Raw genomic sequence first — 17,443 nt, forward strand, 5'->3', positions numbered from 1 at the left:
TGGTCAAGCAAGTTGCACCGCGCTGATGCTCGCGTCGCGGCCGAGGGCCTCAAACACGCGGGTGACGATACCCTTGGCGTCGAGGCCGGCTTTGGCATACATCGCGGCAGGGCTGTCCTGGTCGATGAACGCATCGGGCAGGACCATCGAGCGGACCTTCAGTCCCTTGTCGAGTGCGCCGTTCTCGGCAAGCGTGTGCAGGACCTGCGCACCGAAGCCGCCGATCGAGCCTTCCTCCACCGTAATCAGCACTTCGTGTTCGCGGGCCAGCCGCAGGATCATGTCGGTATCGATAGGCTTGGCAAAACGCGCATCCGCAACGGTCGTCGTAAGACCGTGGGCCTTGAGCATGTCCGCCGCCTTGAGACATTCGGCGAGCCGGGTGCCGAGCGAAACCAGCGCCACCGAGGTGCCCTCGCGGACGATCCGGCCCTTGCCGATTTCAAGCGGAATGCCCACCGCCGGCAGATCGACGCCGACGCCATCGCCACGAGGAAACCGGAACGCCGACGGCCTGTCATCGATCGCGACGGCGGTTGCCACCATATGCGTTAGTTCCGCCTCGTCTGCGGCGGCCATCAGCACGAAGTTTGGCAGGCAGCCGAGATAGGCCAGATCGAAAGAGCCGGCGTGGGTCGGGCCGTCAGCACCAACCAGACCAGCACGATCGATCACGAAGCGGACCGGCAGTTTCTGGATGGCGACGTCATGGACCACCTGGTCGTAGGCGCGCTGCAAGAACGTGGAATAGATCGCCACGAACGGCTTGATGCCTTCGGTCGCGAGACCGGCGGCAAATGTCACCGCATGCTGTTCGGCGATGCCGACATCGAAGGTGCGGTTCGGAAATGCCTTGCCGAAGATGTCGATGCCGGTACCCGACGGCATTGCCGCGGTGATGCCGACGATCTTGTTGTCCTTTTCGGCTTCCTTGACGAGGCTGTTGCCGAACACCTTGGTGTAGGCTGGCGCATTGGCCTGAGCCTTGGCCTGCTTGCCGGTCGCGACGTCGAACTTGACGACGCCATGGTATTTGTCGGCGGCAGCTTCGGCGTGGGTGTAGCCCTTACCCTTCTCGGTTACGACATGGACCAGGATCGGGCCTTCCTTGGAATCGCGCACGTTCTTGAGAACCGGCAGCAGGTGATCGAGGTTATGGCCGTCGATCGGGCCGACATAGTAGAAGCCGAGTTCCTCGAACAGCGTACCGCCCGACAGGAACCCGCGCGCGTACTCTTCGGCGCGCTGAGCGCCTTTTTCCATGAACTTCGGCAACCGCTTGGCGACCTGCTTGCCGATTTCGCGCAGCGAGCGATAGGTGCGGCCGGACAGCAGGCGAGCGAGGTAAGCCGACATGGCGCCGACCGGCGGCGCGATCGACATCTCGTTGTCGTTGAGAATGACGATCAGGCGCGAATCCATCGCGCCAGCATTGTTCATCGCCTCATAGGCCATGCCCGCGGACATCGCGCCGTCGCCGATCACGGCGACAATGTTGCGCTGCTCGCCGGCGAGATCACGCGCCACGGCCATGCCGAGGCCGGCGGAGATCGAGGTTGAGGAATGGGCCGCGCCAAAACAATCGTATTCGCTCTCGGCGCGCTTGGTGAAGCCGGACAGTCCGCCGCCCTGACGCAGGGTGCGGATGCGGTCGCGCCTGTTGGTCAGAATCTTGTGAGGGTACGCCTGATGGCCGACATCCCAGATCACGCGGTCGGACGGCGTATTAAAAACATGATGTAACGCCACGGTCAGTTCGACGACGCCAAGGCCGGAACCCAGATGTCCACCAGTGACCGCGACGGCATTAATCGTCTCGGCACGCAGTTCTGCTGCGACTTGCGGCAAATCGCTCTCTTTGAGGGTACGAAGATCGGAGGGAGATTTGATTTTGTCGAGCAATGGGGTCGATGAGGTCATACGAGGTCTTCCAGTGCGACATTAGAACAAGACATGAACATTCCATAGTGTAGCATTATGGCCGCTATTGAGCAGTAATTCTGAGCAACCACTAGCCTTATGCCACTATTGTGTGACTTAAGGGCACCGCTTGTGATGCTCAGAGTTAACTCCTGAAACGTCAAAACGGCCAAATTTTCCCGCGCCGACCGCTTCAAATAGAAAGAAAAACTGTGCTGACAAGGACCATTGTTTCCCTGGTTAGAACCTGTACGCGCTTTGCATGGCTGACGGTGGCCGTTGGATTGATATTGGCGGTTCTGGCGGGTGTTTATTCTGCGCGGCATTTTGCGATCAACACTGACGTCGCGACCCTGATTTCCCCGAATATCGAATGGCGTCAGCGCGAAATCGCCTATGAAAAGGCCTTTCCGGGCAGTCACGACCTGATTCTGGCGGTGGTTGAGGCTCCGACACCGGAATTCGCCTATCTGGCGGGCATTGCGCTCGAAAAGAAGCTGGTTCCCCAGACCGACAAGTTCCTCTGGGTGCGGCGGCCGGCTGGCGGCCCGTTCTTCGAAAATAACGGACTTTTGTTCCTTCCGACTGACGAGGTGGCCAAGCAGGTTGGTCAGATGACGCAGGCCGCGCCGTTTTTCGACATTCTGGTCGACGACCCCAGCATCCGGGGTCTGACCGGAATTCTGGAATTCAGCCTCTCGGCCGCGGACAAGGGGCGCTTCTCGCGCGACGCCATGACGCGCCCGCTCAATCAGGTCGCGGACAGCGTCGAGCAGGTCCTCACCACTGGAGCGGGAACCTTTTCCTGGCGGGCGCTGACGAGCCCTGAGCCGCTTAGCGCGGCGGACAAGCGAACCCTGATCACGGTCCGCCCGATTCTGGATTTCAATGCCCTTGAACCGGGCAAGGTCGCGACCGACGCCATACGGCAGGCGGCGCTCGATGCCGACCTCGCCGGTAAATTCGGTGCACGGGTACGGCTGACCGGGCCGGTTCCCATCGCGAACGACGAGTTCGCGACCGTGAAGGAGGGCGCCGTCCTCAATGGCATCATCACGGTCCTGATCGTTCTCGGGATCCTCTGGCTGGCACTGAAGTCGCCGAAGATCATCACGTCGGTGTTCATCACCCTGGCGATCGGTCTGTCGATCACGACCGCCGTCGCATTGATGATCGTCGGTGCATTCAACCTGATCTCGATCGCATTCTTCGTGCTTTTTGTGGGGCTCGGCGTCGACTTCGGAATTCAGTACAGCGTGCGGTACAGATCGGAACGTCACAGCAATGGAGACTTGCAGCCTGCGCTCAATAAGGCCGCGGAATACTCCGCGGTACCGCTGACGCTTGCTGCCGTCGCCACGGCGGCAGGCTTCCTGTCGTTCCTGCCGACTGCCTACAAGGGCGTGTCAGAGCTCGGCAAGATTGCCGGCGCAGGCATGATTCTCGCATTTATTGCCGCGATCACCGTACTTCCGGCATTGCTGAAACTGTTCAATCCGCCGGGAGAGCAGGAGCCCCTCGGCTATGCGTTCCTTGCGCCGGTCGACCGGTTCCTTGAACGGCGCCGCGTTCCGATCATCGCCGCGACGCTCGGCCTGGCGACGCTCGGGCTGCCGCTGCTTTACTTCCTCCATTTCGACTTCAACCCGATGAATTTGCGCAGTCCGAAAGTTGAATCGGTGGCGACATATCTCGATCTGCGCCGCGATCCCAACACGGGGACCAACGCGGTGAGCGTCATTGCGCCATCGCTCACGGAAGCAAAGGCCGTTCAGGAGCGATTGTCGAAGGTGCCGGAGGTTGCGCGAACGATCTCGCTTGAGAATTTCGTTCCGGAAGACCAGCCGGCCAAGCTCGCGATCATCAAGAAGGCCGCCGCGACGCTCGATCCTATTTTCAAGACCAAGCCCGGGGAGCCGGCTGCCGATGCGGACAATGTGGTGGCTTTGACCCATGCCTCCGAATCGCTGTTTCGGGCGGCGGCGAAGTCCAACGCGGAAACCGCGGCGGCGATGAACCGGCTGGCGTCAGCGCTCATGAAACTTGCGCAGTCCGACAAATCGCTGCGCGACAAGGTTGCCTCGGTCTTCCTGTCGCCGATGCACGTGCTTTTCGAACAGATCAGGGACTCGCTGAAGGCGCAGACGATCACCGAGAAGAATCTGCCGCCGGACCTTGCGAGTGACTGGATCACCCCCGACGGGCGATCTCGCGTCGAAGCTCAACCCAAGGGCGATCCGAACGACAATGAAACGCTGCGCAAGTTCGCCGCGGCCGTCCAGAAGGTTGAACCTCAGGCCACCGGTGGCCCGATTTCGATTCTGGAATCCGGCCGGACCATCGTCCTTGCCTTCATTCAGGCTGGCGGCTGGGCGCTGTTGTCGATCTCGATCCTGCTCTACATCGTGCTGCGGCGGATCGGTGACGTGCTGCTGACTCTGGTGCCGCTCATTCTTGCAGGCGTCGTGACGCTGGAAATCTGCGTGCTGATCGGGATGCCGCTGAACTTCGCGAACATTATTGCGTTGCCGCTACTGCTCGGCATCGGCGTCGCGTTCAAGATCTATTACGTCACCGCCTGGCGGGCGGGGCAGACCGATCTGCTGCAATCCAGCCTGACCCGCGCGATCTTCTTCAGTGCAATGACCACCGCCACGGCGTTCGGCAGCCTTTGGCTGTCGAGCCATCCGGGCACGTCGAGCATGGGCAAGCTGATGGCGCTGTCGCTCGTGACGACACTGGCGGCAGCAGTACTGTTTCAGCCCGCGTTAATGGGACGTCCCCGCGACCTCGGGGAGTAAGCAGACTTCCGAAACTGCGGTTTCGGAAGCGGTCGCGGTTGCGGTCGCAGATCCAGGCTTCTTCGGCGCCATCTTGGAGCCAACCGTCTTGGGTGGTGCCTTCGGCGCGACTGACGAGGTCGCCTTTGGCCCAGGCGGCGGCGTCTCGGCGACGCGAGTCCATGTCTGGCCGCCGCACAGCGGCCACACATAGCAGCCCTCGACGCGGAGCGAGTTCGGGGATTTCAGGGTGATCGAGGCCTTATAGGTTTCACCGTCCTTGGCATTGTAAATTTTGCCGTCCCAGCGATTCTTTTCCTCGGTCGATTTGGTCATGTTGAGCAACACCGGAATCCCCAGCGTCGGGCGATTCCGCTTGGTGACATCCGGATTTTTGATGTCGGTGCCCCCCGGCTTGACTTCCGAGGCGACGACGCCCCACAGGTGTCCGTCGCAATCCACGATCTTGATCGTGGCGACCCTCTCCTCGACCTGCCATTCGCCGATCGCGTCCGCAGCATGGGCGGAGCCGAGAGCGACAAGCAGGAATATTCCAGAATAGGCTATTTTCCGCATGAATCCTCGCGTGCAGCGCAACGTCATTAAATCACATATACCGCCAGATGTTCCTGCACTGGACAAAACGCCACAGTGTTTTTTAGGTTGACTAGCAGCCCGCCAAACGAACTATGTAGCTTATGGTGAAGCCAAATCTAGACATTTCCGAGATGTTCGCTGACAGGGAATTTCAGCGTAACGCCCTCCATACCCGCTATTTGAACGAGCAACTCGTCCGCGTTCTGAAGACAATCGGCTATGATGTCGGTTTTCAGCGCGGGCAGGGTCCGTATTTGTTCGACCGCCATGGCGACAAATATCTCGATCTTTTGAGCGGTTTCGGCGTGTTTGCGGTGGGGCGGAACCACCCGGTGATTCGGGATTCCCTGAAATCCGTCCTCGACAGCGAACTGCCCAATCTCGTGCAACTCGACCTGTCGACCTTAGCCGGGATTCTGGCGGAACGCCTGATCGCTCACGTGCCATATCTGGACAAGGTGTTTTTCGCCAATTCCGGAACTGAGTGCGTCGAGGCGGCAATCAAGTTTGCGCGCGGCGCGACCGGTCGTACGGGCATTGTCTATTGCGACCACGCTTACCATGGCCTGTCTTATGGTTCGCTGTCGCTCACCGACGACGCCAATTTCCGTGGCGGATTCGGGCCGCTGTTGCCCGACTGTTCCGTGATTCCGTTCAATGATATGGCGGCGCTGGAAAAGGCGCTGATGTCGCGGCAGGTCGCAGCCTTTATCGTCGAGCCGATTCAAGGCAAGGGCGTCAACATCCCGTCGGATGATTTCCTGCCGGGCGCAGCAGCGCTATGCAAACGTTACGGCACGCTGTTCATCGCCGATGAGATCCAGACCGGCATGGGCCGCACCGGACGCTTCCTTGCGGTCGAGCACTGGAACGTCGAACCGGACATGGTGCTGTTGTCCAAGTCATTGTCGGGAGGACATGTCCCGGTTGGTGCGGTACTGACGCGCAAGGCGATTTTCGACAAGATATTCGACCGGATGGATCGCGCCGTGGTGCACGGCTCGACATTCGCCAAGAACGATCTTGCGATGGCGGCGGGTATCGCGACGCTCGAAGTCCTCAAATCCGAGAAGCTGATCGAGAATGCCGCGGCATGCGGTGAACGACTCAAGTCGGCACTGGAAGCGATGATTCCGCGCTATGAACTTTTGAAAAAGGTTCGCGGCAAGGGCCTGATGATCGGGGTCGAGTTCGGCCCGCCGAAATCGCTGGCCCTCAGGGCGTCGTGGAATGTGCTGGAAGCGGCAAGCAAGGGATTGTTCTGCCAGCTCATCACCATTCCGTTGTTCAAGGAACACAAGATCCTCACCCAGGTGGCGGGCCATGCCAGTCACACCATCAAGCTGCTGCCGCCGCTGGTGATCAACAATGAAGATTGCGCCTGGATCGAGTCGTCGTTCGATTCCGTCATCGCGGCCAGCCATCGTGTGCCCGGTGCTGTCTGGTCACTCGGCAAGACGTTGATGGACAACGCCGTACGCAAATCGGCCTGAGTGTTCGCCGTTGGCGCTGCGCCAACCGGGTTAGATCTTTCCACCTCAACAAAAATCCGCCGCATCAGGGATGCGGCGGAGCTCTTATCCGGACGGTTGTGGCTTATTGACCGTGGCTCGCCAGTACCGCGTCGCAGGCCTTGCTGATCTTCGCGCGGTGCTGTTGCAGGCACGACAGGATAACGAGATCTGCTTCGTTCATCACGGTTCGGCAATAGCGAGAGACATCCTTCGAGCACGCTTTCTGCTCCTGCGCGGTGCCGCTGCGGTTGGATGCCTGGGCCAACGCGCCAGTGGCAGCTGAAGCAAACAAAGTGGCGATGGCAATCGTTCTGAGCATTGTGGTCCTTTATGTGGGCTCTGCATTGAACTGGCACAAACTATAGGCACCTGCCGCAGGAATACCAGTCGGTTAGCATTCCTCCACGAATGCATGCGAAAAAATTGGAGCGACTGTGTCATCGCGGCGGAACCGCAGCTGCTTCAGCGCACCGCTGACTCGAATTAGCCACAATTAGTGACGCGGAACCTGCGCTTGGTTGCTACGCAGCCGCCGGCGTTTTCCGGCCGCGGACCAGGAGCAGGCCGATCGCTACGGTCGGCACCAGAAGCGCGAACCCGAGCGATGTAATCTGGAATTGCGACAACGGATTGATCCCGCCGCCGGGCGTGGCCACGATGAACCCTCCGATCACCAGAAGGATTCGTAACGGCCATTCCAACATACCGGCCTTGCTCAGATTGCCGACACCGACCTGATAGCCCTGAATCCCGCCGCATATGAACAGCGTGCCGAAGGCTGCAAGCCCGAGCAGACCGAGCGCCTCCAGATAAGGGTTCGGCCCCTGAAGCACCAGAGCAGGGTTGAGCACGAAGAAGAACGGAATGAAGTAGATGATGCTGCCGACCCACATCGATTCCCATCCGGTCTTCATCGCCGGCGACCCGGCAATGCCGGCGGCGGCGAAAGACGCGATCGCTACCGGGGGGGTGATCGACGACAGCATGCCCCAATAGAAGATGAACATGTGGACTGCCATCCGGTTGAGGCCGAGCTTTTCGAGCGCCGGGGCAACAAGAATGGCAAGGAAGATGTAGCAGGCGGTGGTGGTCAGGCCGAGGCCGAGCACGAGGCTGGTGAAGGCACACATGACCAGCAGCAGGAACGCGTCGTCGCCGGCGATTCGCAGCAGATCGTTGGCAAGGCTGGAGACCACGCCGGTCATCGAGAATGCGCCGATCAGCAGGCCGCAACCGGCGAGGATGCCGATAAGTTCGACGAAGGTGCGGCCGTTGACTTCAAGGAATTTGTTGATGGTCGCGAACGTCCAGCGCGTGTCCTTCGAAAAGAGCTGGTTCAGGACCAGGAGCAGGGCGGTGGCGTAGAACGGCGCATGGCTCTCGCGCTTGAAGTAGAGCAGCATGACGATCAGCAGCGCGATGACGAAGATGTAGTACCAGCCGTCCTTGATCGTATCCCATATTTTCGGCAATTCGGACCGTGGAATGCCTTCGAGGCCATGGCGTGCGGCGTAGGAGTCGACCTGCATGAACAGGCCGAGATAATACAGCGCGGCCGGAATGATCGCAGCCATTGCGACCTCGGCGTAACTGATGTTCAGGAATTGCGCGATCACGAAAGCGGTCGCGCCCATGACCGGCGGTGCAAGGACGGCGCCAGTCGAGGCGCAGGCTTCGATCGCCGCGGCATATGACGCGCGGAAGCCGCTCTTCTTCATTACCGGAATGGTCATGGTACCGGCGGTCAGCACGTTCGAGATGATCGAGCCTGACATCATGCCGAGCAGGCCGCTGGCAAAAATGCAGACCTTGGCAGCGCCGCCGCGGAACGTGCCGCACAGCGCGAACGCGATGTTGATGAAAAACTTGCCCGCGCCCGTCATCATCAGAGCGGTGCCGAACACCAGGAAGCCGATCACAGTATCCGCGAAGGCCTGGATCGGGATGCCGAGCAGACTTTCGCCCGACAGAACGTGGTAGGCGGTTGCCTGTTCAAGTGTCGATTGCGTTCCCCGGAACGGGCCTAGCCAACTGGATTCCGCGAACAGCGGATAAACAGTAAAGGGAAACACGCTGAGCAGCAGGCTCCAGCCGCCGGTGCGCCGAAGTGCCTCGAGCAGCATGAGCCACATCACGAGGCCGGCCGCGATCACGTTCTGCGGTGCGCCACCGAATTCCCAACCGAGTTGCGCCGCATCGCGGATGTTCATCATCAGCCAGATCGAGGCGAGAAATGTCATTACTGCGAGCAGAATGTCGTACCAGGGGATGCGCTCGAGCGGTGCGTTGCTCGTCCCGGGAAAGATGAGGAACGTGAACGGCAGCATCAGCGCGATTAGAAGATAGAAATACTCCGTGTTGAGCTGCGTGTAGTCGACGAAGAAGCGCAGCGCGAACTGCTGGTTGATGCACAGGAAGATGGTTGCTGCCGTCGCGGCGACCAGCGCGACGCGCCAGCCGCCGGTCAGAGACCGGACGCGTGTCACCTCCGCTTCCTGCATGCCCGCGTGCGGATCCTCGAATTCGATCCTGCGCGGATCCGAGGCGAGGGCGGCATCCGCAGAGGAGGCGGATGCCGATAGCGGTGCGTTATCGGACGAGGCTGACGCCATGAATCACCCGTGACTTGTTGCTGCGTCCGAGACTGGCCGGCGAGACGATGTTAGTGGTCGAACCCGTTCGGCATATTGGCCTTGGCAAGGGCATCCTTGCGTGCAGCCATCCAGCCTTTCAGATGTTCGGCCTTGTCGTCCGATGGATTGGAAGCCTCGTAGGCCTTCCACGCAGCAGCAAGCACGCCTTGACGCTTGATCAGGACGTCATTGTGCGCCTGATCCTCGGCGGTCCACACGCCGGATTCCTTCAGAGCCTTTATGGCGCCCGGATGGAACGGAATGACCCACTGCCGGATTTGCTGTTTGACGTCGAGACCGCTGGCGCCGGGGGCGGAGTCCTTGTAGCCCGGATAGGTTTCGATCATGGCCTTGGTCAATGCATAGACCTCAGCCTCTGGCTGCGTGCCGTACACGGTGGCAATTGGATACGGATAGGTGGCGAGTTGCAGAGGTGCGGATGCCTTGATGTTCGCGCCGCAAGTGGTCTTGTGGGGTGTGAAGAACGCGCCGACTTGCTTCACGCGCTCCCATGCAGCCTTGTCGCCGGGCGGCAGTTCGGGCCAGACGATTCCGCGCGGTGAGGTTTCCAGTTCCTTGGCGGGGCCGGTGACGGTCGAACCGAACGCCGCGTCGGCGTCGTTGTTGATCACGCCCTTCCACATTGCCCCATAGCTCGCGAACTCGACAACCTTGACGTCTTTCTGCGTCAGGCCGGCATAGGCGATGATGGCGAGCGCATTCTGGTTGAGAGCAGGGGAGCCGACGACGAAGCCCAGGCGCTTGCCGCGGAAATCCTTCCACTCCTTGACGCCGGCATCGGCCGCGACGCCGACCGACAAGCCGTTACAATCGATCGTCGACAGCGTCATCTGCAGTGCTTGCGGGCCCCATTCCTTGGCACCGAAGTCAAAGACGCCTTCCTGCGCGAAATAGACGCCGGTTCCCATCCACGACAGAACGGCGCGTTTGGCGCGCAGCGGCGCCAGGCGGGCAACGTCGTTGCCGGCTGGAAGAACGCGCACGTCGGAGCCGTATTTGTCCTTCAATGCTTTTCCAACGCCGACGCCGATGTTAAATCCGGATGTCCCGGTATCATAGGCGGTGAAAGTCAGCGTCGAGGGCAGCTTGACGTCTGCGTGCGCCGGGGTCAGTGCCACGAACGCGACGCCAGCGAGCGCCAATGTTGCGAAGGACTTGGCTCCAAACGAAATATGTTTTTGGCTTTTGTTCATTAAGGTTCCCTCCTTGGTGTCTTCGATTTTGCGAATGACGTTTTTCTGGATCTTGTCATCGTGACGTGTACGGCGCAATCGACCTCCGGTACTAGACAGATTGTCGCGCTCCGCTGCAAGTGAAAGCGCCGACGGCATCGTCTGCGATATAGCGTTTCTAGGCTTCGACGATGGCGACGGCCTGATCTTCGGTGACCACGTCGTCGATCTTGACCAGAAGCGATTTCAGTTTTCCGGATGCAGTGGACGGCACCGGTATCTCCATCTTCATCGCTTCGACGAATGCGATCTCGTCGCCGTTGTTGATGGTGCTGCCTTCGCTAAGCGGAAGTGCACAAATGCGTCCCGCGACTTCGGTCATGATCTTGATGTCTGCCATTCACTCCCCCAGCCATGTCCTGCAAGCCTATGGCGCCTGCAAGCGCGGCTTATTGTTGTGACGAAAGATCGCCTGCGCTAGCGTGTTCTGCAAGAGGAAATTTAATTCTGCTGTGCGGAACATGACGTTGCGTCATGACAGCGGCCGCCCGACCTTCTGTGCCCCTGGTTCCGCCGAAATCCATCAAGCAGATGATGAACTTCCTGCCAGCACATCGCTGTGTCGGTGAGTGTGAGAGATGCTCGTATTGAGATGACGAGAGCAAGAACAGGGGAGTGGGAATGAACTGGAAGCCTGAACTGGATGAGCTTGCGCGGCGTGAGGCCTTCGCGAAGGAGATGGGCGGAGCCGACAAGGTCAAGCGACAGCATGATCAGGGGCGGCTGACAGTTCGCGAGCGCATTGACGGATTGCTCGATGCGAAAACCTTTCATGAAGTCGGAGCGGTGTCCGGCATCGCCGAATATGAAGTCAACGGCGACCTGAAATCGCTGACGCCGGCGAACTGTGTGTTCGGGCGCGGCAAGATCGACGGCAGACCGGTGGTTGTCGTCGGAGACGATTTCACAGTGCGCGGCGGATCGGCCGATGCGTCGATCTCCGCGAAGCCGTTGATGGCGGAAGAAATGGCGCACGATTTTCGGCTGCCGATCGTTCGCGTCATTGAAGGATCGGGTGGCGGCGGTTCAGTGAAGACCATTGAAACCCGCAGTGCCGCGAATCTCCCCGGCGGGGTGGGCGGCACGCGCTGGTACTCATTTACGACGGGCAATCTGGCGCATGTGCCGGTGGTCGGGCTGGGGCTTGGCTCGGTTGCGGGCCTTGGCGCCGCGCGGTTGGCCGCGAGCCATTATTCGGTGATGACCAAAAATTCCGCGATGTTTGTCGCTGGCCCGCCGGTGGTCGCGCGACTCGGACAGTCGCTCGACAAGCACGAGCTTGGTGGCTGGCAAATCCAGACCAAGGCCGGTGGCGTTGATCACGCCGTCGATACCGAGGAGGAGGCCTTTGCGTGCGCGCGGCGGTTCCTGTCGTATCTGCCGTCGTCCGTCTACGATCTGCCACCTACGATCAAGTCCGACGATGATCCCGAGCGCGCCGACGAAGCATTGATGAATGTCGTACCGCGCAGCCGCAGGCAGATCTACAAGATGCGGCCGATCATCGAGTCGGTGGTGGACAAGGGATCGTTCTTCGAGATGAGCCAGAATTACGGGCGCTCAGTGATTGCCGGATTTGCGCGCCTCGAAGGGCGGGCTGTCCTGTTGTTGGCGAGCGATCCTTATATCTACGGCGGATCATGGACCGCTGACGCCTGCCAGAAGGTCATCAAGTACGTCGATCTCGCGGAAACCTTCCATCTGCCGGTGGTCTATTTGATGGATTGCCCGGGGTTCATGATCGGGCTCGATGCCGAAAAGGCTGCGACCATCAAATACGGCGTGCGGGCGATGGCCGCCGTGAACCAGAGCACGGTGCCGTGGTGTACGGTTATCGTGCGCAATGCGTTCGGTGTTGCCGGTGTCGTCCATCAACCCGCCAATAAATATTCGATGCGTTATGCATGGCCATCGGCTTACTGGGGATCGCTGCCGCTCGAGGGCGGCATCGAGGCGGCTTACCGCGCCGATATCGATGCGGCGGATGATCCGAAAGCGAAGATGGCGGAAATCGAAGAACGGCTGAATCGCCTGCGCTCGCCGTTCCGTTCGGCGGAAAAATTCTGGGTCGAGGAAATCATCGATCCGCGCAAGACGCGCTCGCTGCTGTGCGAATTCGCGCGTCTCGCCGAGCCCCTACGCACACCAGGACCGACGCGGCTGGCGATGCGGCCCTGACGCGGGCTTTTTGCCGAGAAAGCCAGCCCTCATGGTGAGGAGCGAGGCCAATCCTCGCGTCTCGAACCATGAGGCGCATGAATCAAAACCTCATCCTTCGAGCCGCGCGCAAGAGCGCGCTCCTCAGGATGAGGTCAAGCATCGATTTTCAGCGCGCGTCCTCAATGATCATCGCCGAGCCTTTCTCGGAGATCATTGCGGTCGGCGTGTTGGTGTTGCCGGACGTAATCGTCGGCATGATCGATGCGTCGACAACGCGCAGCCGCTCGATGCCGTGGAAGCGCAGGCGCTCATCAACTACCGCGAAGGGGTCGCTCGCGGTCCCCATCTTTGCGGTGCCCACCGGGTGGAAAATCGTGGTGCCGATGTCGCCTGCTGCTTTTGCAAGCGACGCATCGTCATCGCCGACGGACGGACCGGGGAGGTATTCCTGCGGGCGATAAGGAGCGAGCGCAGGTTGTTTCATCAGGCGTCGCGTGACGCGGATTGCATCGGCAGCCACCTGACGGTCTTCTTCGGTCGTCAGATAGTGCGGGGCGATAAAAGGTTTCTCGTCCGGTGTCGCAGACCGAACGCGGACCTCGCCGCGCGATGTCGGCTGCAGGTTGCAGGCACTGATCGTGATCGCCGGGAAACGATGCAACGGATCGCCGAATTTGTCGAGCGACAGCGGCTGGGCGTGGAACTGGATGTTCGCGCGGTCGCGGCGTGGATCGGATCGTGTGAAGATTCCGAGCTGGGACGGCGCCATGGTCAGCGGGCCGCGCCGCCGCAGCGCGTAGTCGACGCCCATCCAGCCGCGCTTGAACAGGTTGTAGTACGTCTCGTTCAGCGTCCGCACGCCTTCGACCTTGAAGATCGCGCGCTGCTGCAGATGATCCTGCAGGTTGCGGCCAACGCCGGGCTTATCAAGGATGGTTTCAATGCCCGCCTGTGACAGCCATTTCTGCGGACCGATGCCGGACCGATGCAGCACCTGCGTCGAACCGATCGATCCCGCACACAGGATGACTTCGCCACCGGCGCGCGCCTCGATCGCTTCTCCGCCTTGACTGAAGCGGATGCCGACGGCGCGGCCGTTTTGGATGATCAGCCGGTCCACCAGCACATTGGTTTCGAGACGCAGGTTGGAGCGTGACAACACCGGCTTGAGGAAGCCGCGCGCCGACGACCAGCGGCGGCCGCGCTTCTGATTGACGTGAAAATAGCCGACGCCTTCATTGTTGCCGGTATTGAAGTCCGGCGTCTTGCGAATTCCCATTTCGGCTGCGGCATCGGCGACCGCGTCGAGGACTTTCCATGACAGGCGCGGGGCCTCGATCCGCCAGCCACCGCCGGTGCCGTGAATGTCGCTGGCGCCGAGAAAGTGGTCCTCGAGCCTCTTGAAGGCGGGAAGTACATCGTCCCAGCCCCAGCCGGTCAGGCCGAGTTGCCGCCAGTGATCGTAGTCGGCTGCCTGGCCGCGCATCGAGATCATGGCATTGATCGCCGAGGAGCCGCCGATCACCTTGCCGCGCGGATAGGACAGGGCGCGGCCATTCAGGCCCGGCTCAGGTTCGGTCTTGAACATCCAGTCGGAGCGGGGATTGCCGATGGCGAACAGGTACCCGACCGGAATGTGAAACCAGATCCAGTTGTCGCGGCCTCCGGCCTCGAGGAGCAGGACCCGCTTGCGCGGGTCGGCGGACAGCCGGTTCGCCATGATACAGCCGGCAGTCCCGGCGCCTACAATAATGTAGTCGAATTCTCCCTCGAGGCGTTTTGCCATCTGCTTCCAGTCCCTTGAGTCTTTATTCCCACGGGCGTTATGGCCCTGGCCCACGACCGCTGTACAGACCGTTACGCGCACTTTGCTTGTGCGGCGATGTTGGGTCCGTGGCAGGACCATGCTACTTTCGTCATATCGCTTCCCGCCGTGAGTTTTCCCATGCCCATCGTCAATCGCGTGTCCGATCTGCACCCCGACATCACAGCCTGGCGTCGTGATCTCCATGCGCATCCCGAACTGATGTACGACGTTCACCGCACTGCGGCATTCGTGGCGGACCGGCTGCGGGAATTCGGCTGCGACGAGGTTGCCACCGGACTCGGCAAGGCCGGCGTCGTTGGGGTCATCAAGGGACGCAAGCCGGTGAAGGGGCGCGGCCTGAAGGGTATAGGACTGCGCGCCGACATGGATGCGCTGCCGATCGAAGAGGAAACCGGCGTCGCATACAGCTCAACCGTTCCGGGCAAGATGCACGCCTGCGGCCACGACGGCCATACCGCGATGCTGCTTGGTGCGGCACGCTACCTTGCCGAGACCCGCAATTTTGCCGGCGACGCGGTGGTGATTTTCCAGCCTGCGGAGGAAGGCGGCGCCGGAGCCGCCGCGATGATCAAGGATGGGTTATTCGACCGTTTCCAGATCGATCAAGTCTACGGGATGCACAACAGCCCCGGTATGGCGATCGGAGCTTTCGCAACGCGGCCTGGTCCGACGATGGCCGCGACCGATCACATCAAGATCAAGATCGAGGGCATCGGAGGTCATGCCGCGCGGCCTCATAAAAGCGTGGACACGGTTCTGGCCGGCGCGCAACTGGTGACGGCGCTGCAGTCGATCGTTTCGCGCAGCGTCGATCCGTTGGAATCCGCCGTCGTATCGATGTGCGAGTTCCATGCCGGACATACCAACAACGTTCTGCCGCAAACAGCGACGCTGACCGGTACCGTGCGGACATTGACAGCCGAAATCCGGGAACTCGCGGAAAAGCGGGTGCGTGAGGTGGTTGCCGGCGTGGCTCTACTGTCTGGAACAAAGATTTCGCTCGACTACGTGCGCGGCTACCCGGTGCTGGTCAATCACGAAGCCCAGGTCGATACCGCGGCGCAGGTCGCCGCTGAGGTTGCAGGAGAGGCGAATATTTCGACCGACATTCCCCCGATGATGGGTGCGGAAGACTTCGCCTATATGCTCGAAGCGCGGCCGGGCGCCTTTATCTTCATCGGCAATGGTGACAGCGCCGGGCTTCACCACCCATCCTACAACTTCAACGACGACGCCATCGTCTATGGTTCGTCCTACTGGATCAGGCTGGTCGAGACGCAGCTCGCAAGTTAAACGTCGGATGGCGGACACAGGAACGATGTCGGTCAGGTCGCGTTGAGAGGGTGGTTATCACCCCCATCAACGGAGACACACATGACCGCGACCAAAGACAAGGATCTCCACGACCTGTTTCTCGATACGCTGAAGGACATCTACTTCGCGGAAAAGCATATTCTGAAGGCTTTGCCGAAGATGGCGAAGGCTGCGCAGTCTCCGGACCTGCGCGCCGCTTTCGAGAAGCACCTGCATGAGACCGAAGGGCAGGTGGACCGGTTGGAGAAAATCTTCGACCTGCTTGACAAGCCGGCCCGCGGCAAGACCTGCGATGCGATCCTTGGCATCCTCGACGAGGGCAAGGAGATCATGGACGAATACAAGGGCTGCGAAGCGCTCGATGCTGGACTACTCGCAGCGGCGCAGGCCGTCGAACACTACGAAATCTCGCGGTACGGAACTCTCAAGGCATGGGCGACCAAGCTCGGCATGACCGAGGCTGCGCAATTGCTCGATGAGACGCTGAAGCAGGAGCACAAGACCGACGAAGCGCTGACGAAAATTGCGACGTCAGTCGTAAACTCCGAGGCGCTCGCGGCCTGAGTTCCGGACGAACCGGCTTCACCGGCGGCGAAGCGCCCGCCGGTGAAGCCGCCTTCAGGCGGCGCGATGCAGTTGATGCAAAAGTGCAGCGGCGATCTTCATATCCCTGACGAAGTTTTCATATTCGCGCACCCTGGCCTCTTCGCCGGGAAGGCGAAGAAGATAAGATGGATGAACCGTCACAAGCGCCTTTGTCGATTCATCGAGATCGATCAGGTGTCCGCGGTTTTTGCCAATCGGGGTGATTTTTCCGAACACGCTCTGCGCGGCCGTCGCGCCCATTGCCACCACCAGTGCAGGCTTGATGGCGGCGAGTTCGCGCTCGTACCAGGGGCGGCACGCCCTGATTTCCGGCGTGTTGGGTTTCTGATGCAGGCGGATCTTGCCGCGCGGCATGAATTTGAAGTGCTTGACCGCGTTGGTGACGTAAACCGTGTTGCGTGCAATCCCGGCTTCTTCCAGCGCCCGATCGAGCATCTGACCGGCCGGCCCGACGAACGGCTTGCCGGCAAGGTCCTCCTTGTCGCCCGGCTGCTCGCCGACCAGCATGATCGGCGCGTGTTTCGGACCTTCGCCGAATACGGTCTGCGTGGCGTCCTTCCAGAGATGACAGGCGCGGCAACCGGCGGCCTCTTCACGCAAAGCCGACAAGGACAAAGACGCAGACCGCCCGCGTTTCATGGATTTCCTCACGGTTTGGAGGTTTAAGCATCGGCGTGCCTGAGTGTTCCGTCTATCGTACTGATTTCATTTTGGAAAAATGAACAAAGAGTCCGGTTGACTCACAAGGGTCTGTTAGCTTTATATAGAACATATCATGAACGAATGACGTCGTCATTGGTTCAACCTTCGGACAAAATAACCCGCAAACTCCAGGAGC

The 17,443-nt window shown here is 60.5% G+C and carries 12 protein-coding genes and 1 pseudogene; 5 read left to right on the forward strand and 8 right to left on the reverse strand.

Annotated features, from left to right (window positions below):
- Positions 1-3 precede the first annotated feature (3 nt).
- Complete coding sequence (dxs, locus tag ASC80_RS20970; protein WP_056301571.1) at positions 4-1,920, reverse strand: 1-deoxy-D-xylulose-5-phosphate synthase; 1,917 nt, start codon at positions 1,918-1,920, stop codon at positions 4-6.
- A 212-nt stretch (positions 1,921-2,132) separates the two neighbouring features.
- Between dxs and hpnN the strand changes: the two genes are divergently transcribed.
- Positions 2,133-4,721, forward strand: coding sequence for a hopanoid transporter HpnN (gene hpnN / locus ASC80_RS20975; protein ID WP_056301573.1), 2,589 nt, complete (start codon positions 2,133-2,135; stop codon positions 4,719-4,721).
- On the opposite strand, the gene ASC80_RS20980 is transcribed toward hpnN, so the two are convergent.
- Complete coding sequence (locus tag ASC80_RS20980) at positions 4,689-5,276, reverse strand: DUF2147 domain-containing protein (protein WP_056301575.1); 588 nt, start codon at positions 5,274-5,276, stop codon at positions 4,689-4,691. The two genes, hpnN and ASC80_RS20980, sit on opposite strands and share 33 nt — an antisense overlap.
- Positions 5,277-5,398: 122 nt before the next feature.
- Here ASC80_RS20980 and ASC80_RS20985 point away from each other — a divergent pair, with 122 nt between their 5' ends.
- Positions 5,399-6,790 (forward strand): aspartate aminotransferase family protein, encoded by a 1,392-nt coding sequence (locus ASC80_RS20985; RefSeq protein WP_056301577.1) that lies wholly within the window; start codon positions 5,399-5,401, stop codon positions 6,788-6,790.
- Positions 6,791-6,893: 103 nt separating this feature from the next.
- On the opposite strand, the gene ASC80_RS20990 is transcribed toward ASC80_RS20985, so the two are convergent.
- From ASC80_RS20990 to ASC80_RS21005, 4 genes are all read right to left on the reverse strand, one after another.
- On the reverse strand, positions 6,894-7,130 hold the full coding sequence (locus ASC80_RS20990) for a hypothetical protein (protein ID WP_056301578.1): 237 nt from the start codon (positions 7,128-7,130) through the stop codon (positions 6,894-6,896).
- Positions 7,131-7,332: 202 nt separating this feature from the next.
- Positions 7,333-9,312, reverse strand: coding sequence for a TRAP transporter permease (locus ASC80_RS20995; protein WP_244487335.1), 1,980 nt, complete (start codon positions 9,310-9,312; stop codon positions 7,333-7,335).
- Positions 9,313-9,473: 161 nt separating this feature from the next.
- On the reverse strand, positions 9,474-10,658 hold the full coding sequence (locus ASC80_RS21000; RefSeq protein WP_056301819.1) for a TAXI family TRAP transporter solute-binding subunit: 1,185 nt from the start codon (positions 10,656-10,658) through the stop codon (positions 9,474-9,476).
- A gap of 157 nt (positions 10,659-10,815) precedes the next feature.
- On the reverse strand, positions 10,816-11,037 hold the full coding sequence (locus ASC80_RS21005; protein ID WP_056301581.1) for an acyl-CoA carboxylase biotin carboxyl carrier protein subunit: 222 nt from the start codon (positions 11,035-11,037) through the stop codon (positions 10,816-10,818).
- Positions 11,038-11,318: 281 nt separating this feature from the next.
- Here ASC80_RS21005 and ASC80_RS21010 point away from each other — a divergent pair, with 281 nt between their 5' ends.
- Positions 11,319-12,875, forward strand: coding sequence for an acyl-CoA carboxylase subunit beta (locus tag ASC80_RS21010; RefSeq protein WP_056301583.1), 1,557 nt, complete (start codon positions 11,319-11,321; stop codon positions 12,873-12,875).
- A gap of 148 nt (positions 12,876-13,023) precedes the next feature.
- On the opposite strand, the gene ASC80_RS21015 is transcribed toward ASC80_RS21010, so the two are convergent.
- Positions 13,024-14,643 (reverse strand): GMC family oxidoreductase, encoded by a 1,620-nt coding sequence (locus ASC80_RS21015; protein ID WP_056301585.1) that lies wholly within the window; start codon positions 14,641-14,643, stop codon positions 13,024-13,026.
- Positions 14,644-14,802: 159 nt separating this feature from the next.
- On the opposite strand from ASC80_RS21015, the gene ASC80_RS21020 reads away from it, so the two are divergent.
- Both ASC80_RS21020 and ASC80_RS21025 read left to right on the forward strand, forming a co-directional pair.
- Positions 14,803-15,978, forward strand: a complete 1,176-nt coding sequence (locus ASC80_RS21020) for a M20 aminoacylase family protein (protein ID WP_056301587.1) — start codon at positions 14,803-14,805, stop codon at positions 15,976-15,978.
- Between the two features lie 81 nt (positions 15,979-16,059).
- Positions 16,060-16,563 carry a YciE/YciF ferroxidase family protein gene (locus ASC80_RS21025; RefSeq protein WP_056301589.1) on the forward strand — a complete coding sequence of 168 codons (504 nt, stop codon included), beginning with the start codon at positions 16,060-16,062 and terminating at the stop codon, positions 16,561-16,563.
- Positions 16,564-16,617: 54 nt separating this feature from the next.
- Here the strand turns inward: ASC80_RS21025 and ASC80_RS21030 are convergent.
- Positions 16,618-17,301, reverse strand: a pseudogene (locus ASC80_RS21030) (UdgX family uracil-DNA binding protein); the annotation flags it as partial.
- Positions 17,302-17,443 lie beyond the last annotated feature (142 nt).

Source organism: Afipia sp. Root123D2 (assembly GCF_001425835.1).
Taxonomy (GTDB): domain Bacteria; phylum Pseudomonadota; class Alphaproteobacteria; order Rhizobiales; family Xanthobacteraceae; genus Afipia.

Excerpts from the sequence above, each read along its gene's own strand:
- dxs (WP_056301571.1), bottom strand. The coding sequence starts at position 1,920 with ATGACCTCATCGACCCCATTGCTCGACAAAATCAAATCTCCCTCCGAT.
- ASC80_RS20980 (WP_056301575.1), bottom strand. The coding sequence starts at position 5,276 with ATGCGGAAAATAGCCTATTCTGGAATATTCCTGCTTGTCGCTCTCGGC.
- ASC80_RS20985 (WP_056301577.1), top strand. The coding sequence starts at position 5,399 with ATGGTGAAGCCAAATCTAGACATTTCCGAGATGTTCGCTGACAGGGAA.
- ASC80_RS20990 (WP_056301578.1), bottom strand. The coding sequence starts at position 7,130 with ATGCTCAGAACGATTGCCATCGCCACTTTGTTTGCTTCAGCTGCCACT.
- ASC80_RS20995 (WP_244487335.1), bottom strand. The coding sequence starts at position 9,312 with ATGCAGGAAGCGGAGGTGACACGCGTCCGGTCTCTGACCGGCGGCTGG.
- ASC80_RS21000 (WP_056301819.1), bottom strand. The coding sequence starts at position 10,658 with ATGAACAAAAGCCAAAAACATATTTCGTTTGGAGCCAAGTCCTTCGCA.
- ASC80_RS21005 (WP_056301581.1), bottom strand. The coding sequence starts at position 11,037 with ATGGCAGACATCAAGATCATGACCGAAGTCGCGGGACGCATTTGTGCA.
- ASC80_RS21010 (WP_056301583.1), top strand. The coding sequence starts at position 11,319 with ATGAACTGGAAGCCTGAACTGGATGAGCTTGCGCGGCGTGAGGCCTTC.
- ASC80_RS21015 (WP_056301585.1), bottom strand. The coding sequence starts at position 14,643 with ATGGCAAAACGCCTCGAGGGAGAATTCGACTACATTATTGTAGGCGCC.
- ASC80_RS21020 (WP_056301587.1), top strand. The coding sequence starts at position 14,803 with ATGCCCATCGTCAATCGCGTGTCCGATCTGCACCCCGACATCACAGCC.
- ASC80_RS21025 (WP_056301589.1), top strand. The coding sequence starts at position 16,060 with ATGACCGCGACCAAAGACAAGGATCTCCACGACCTGTTTCTCGATACG.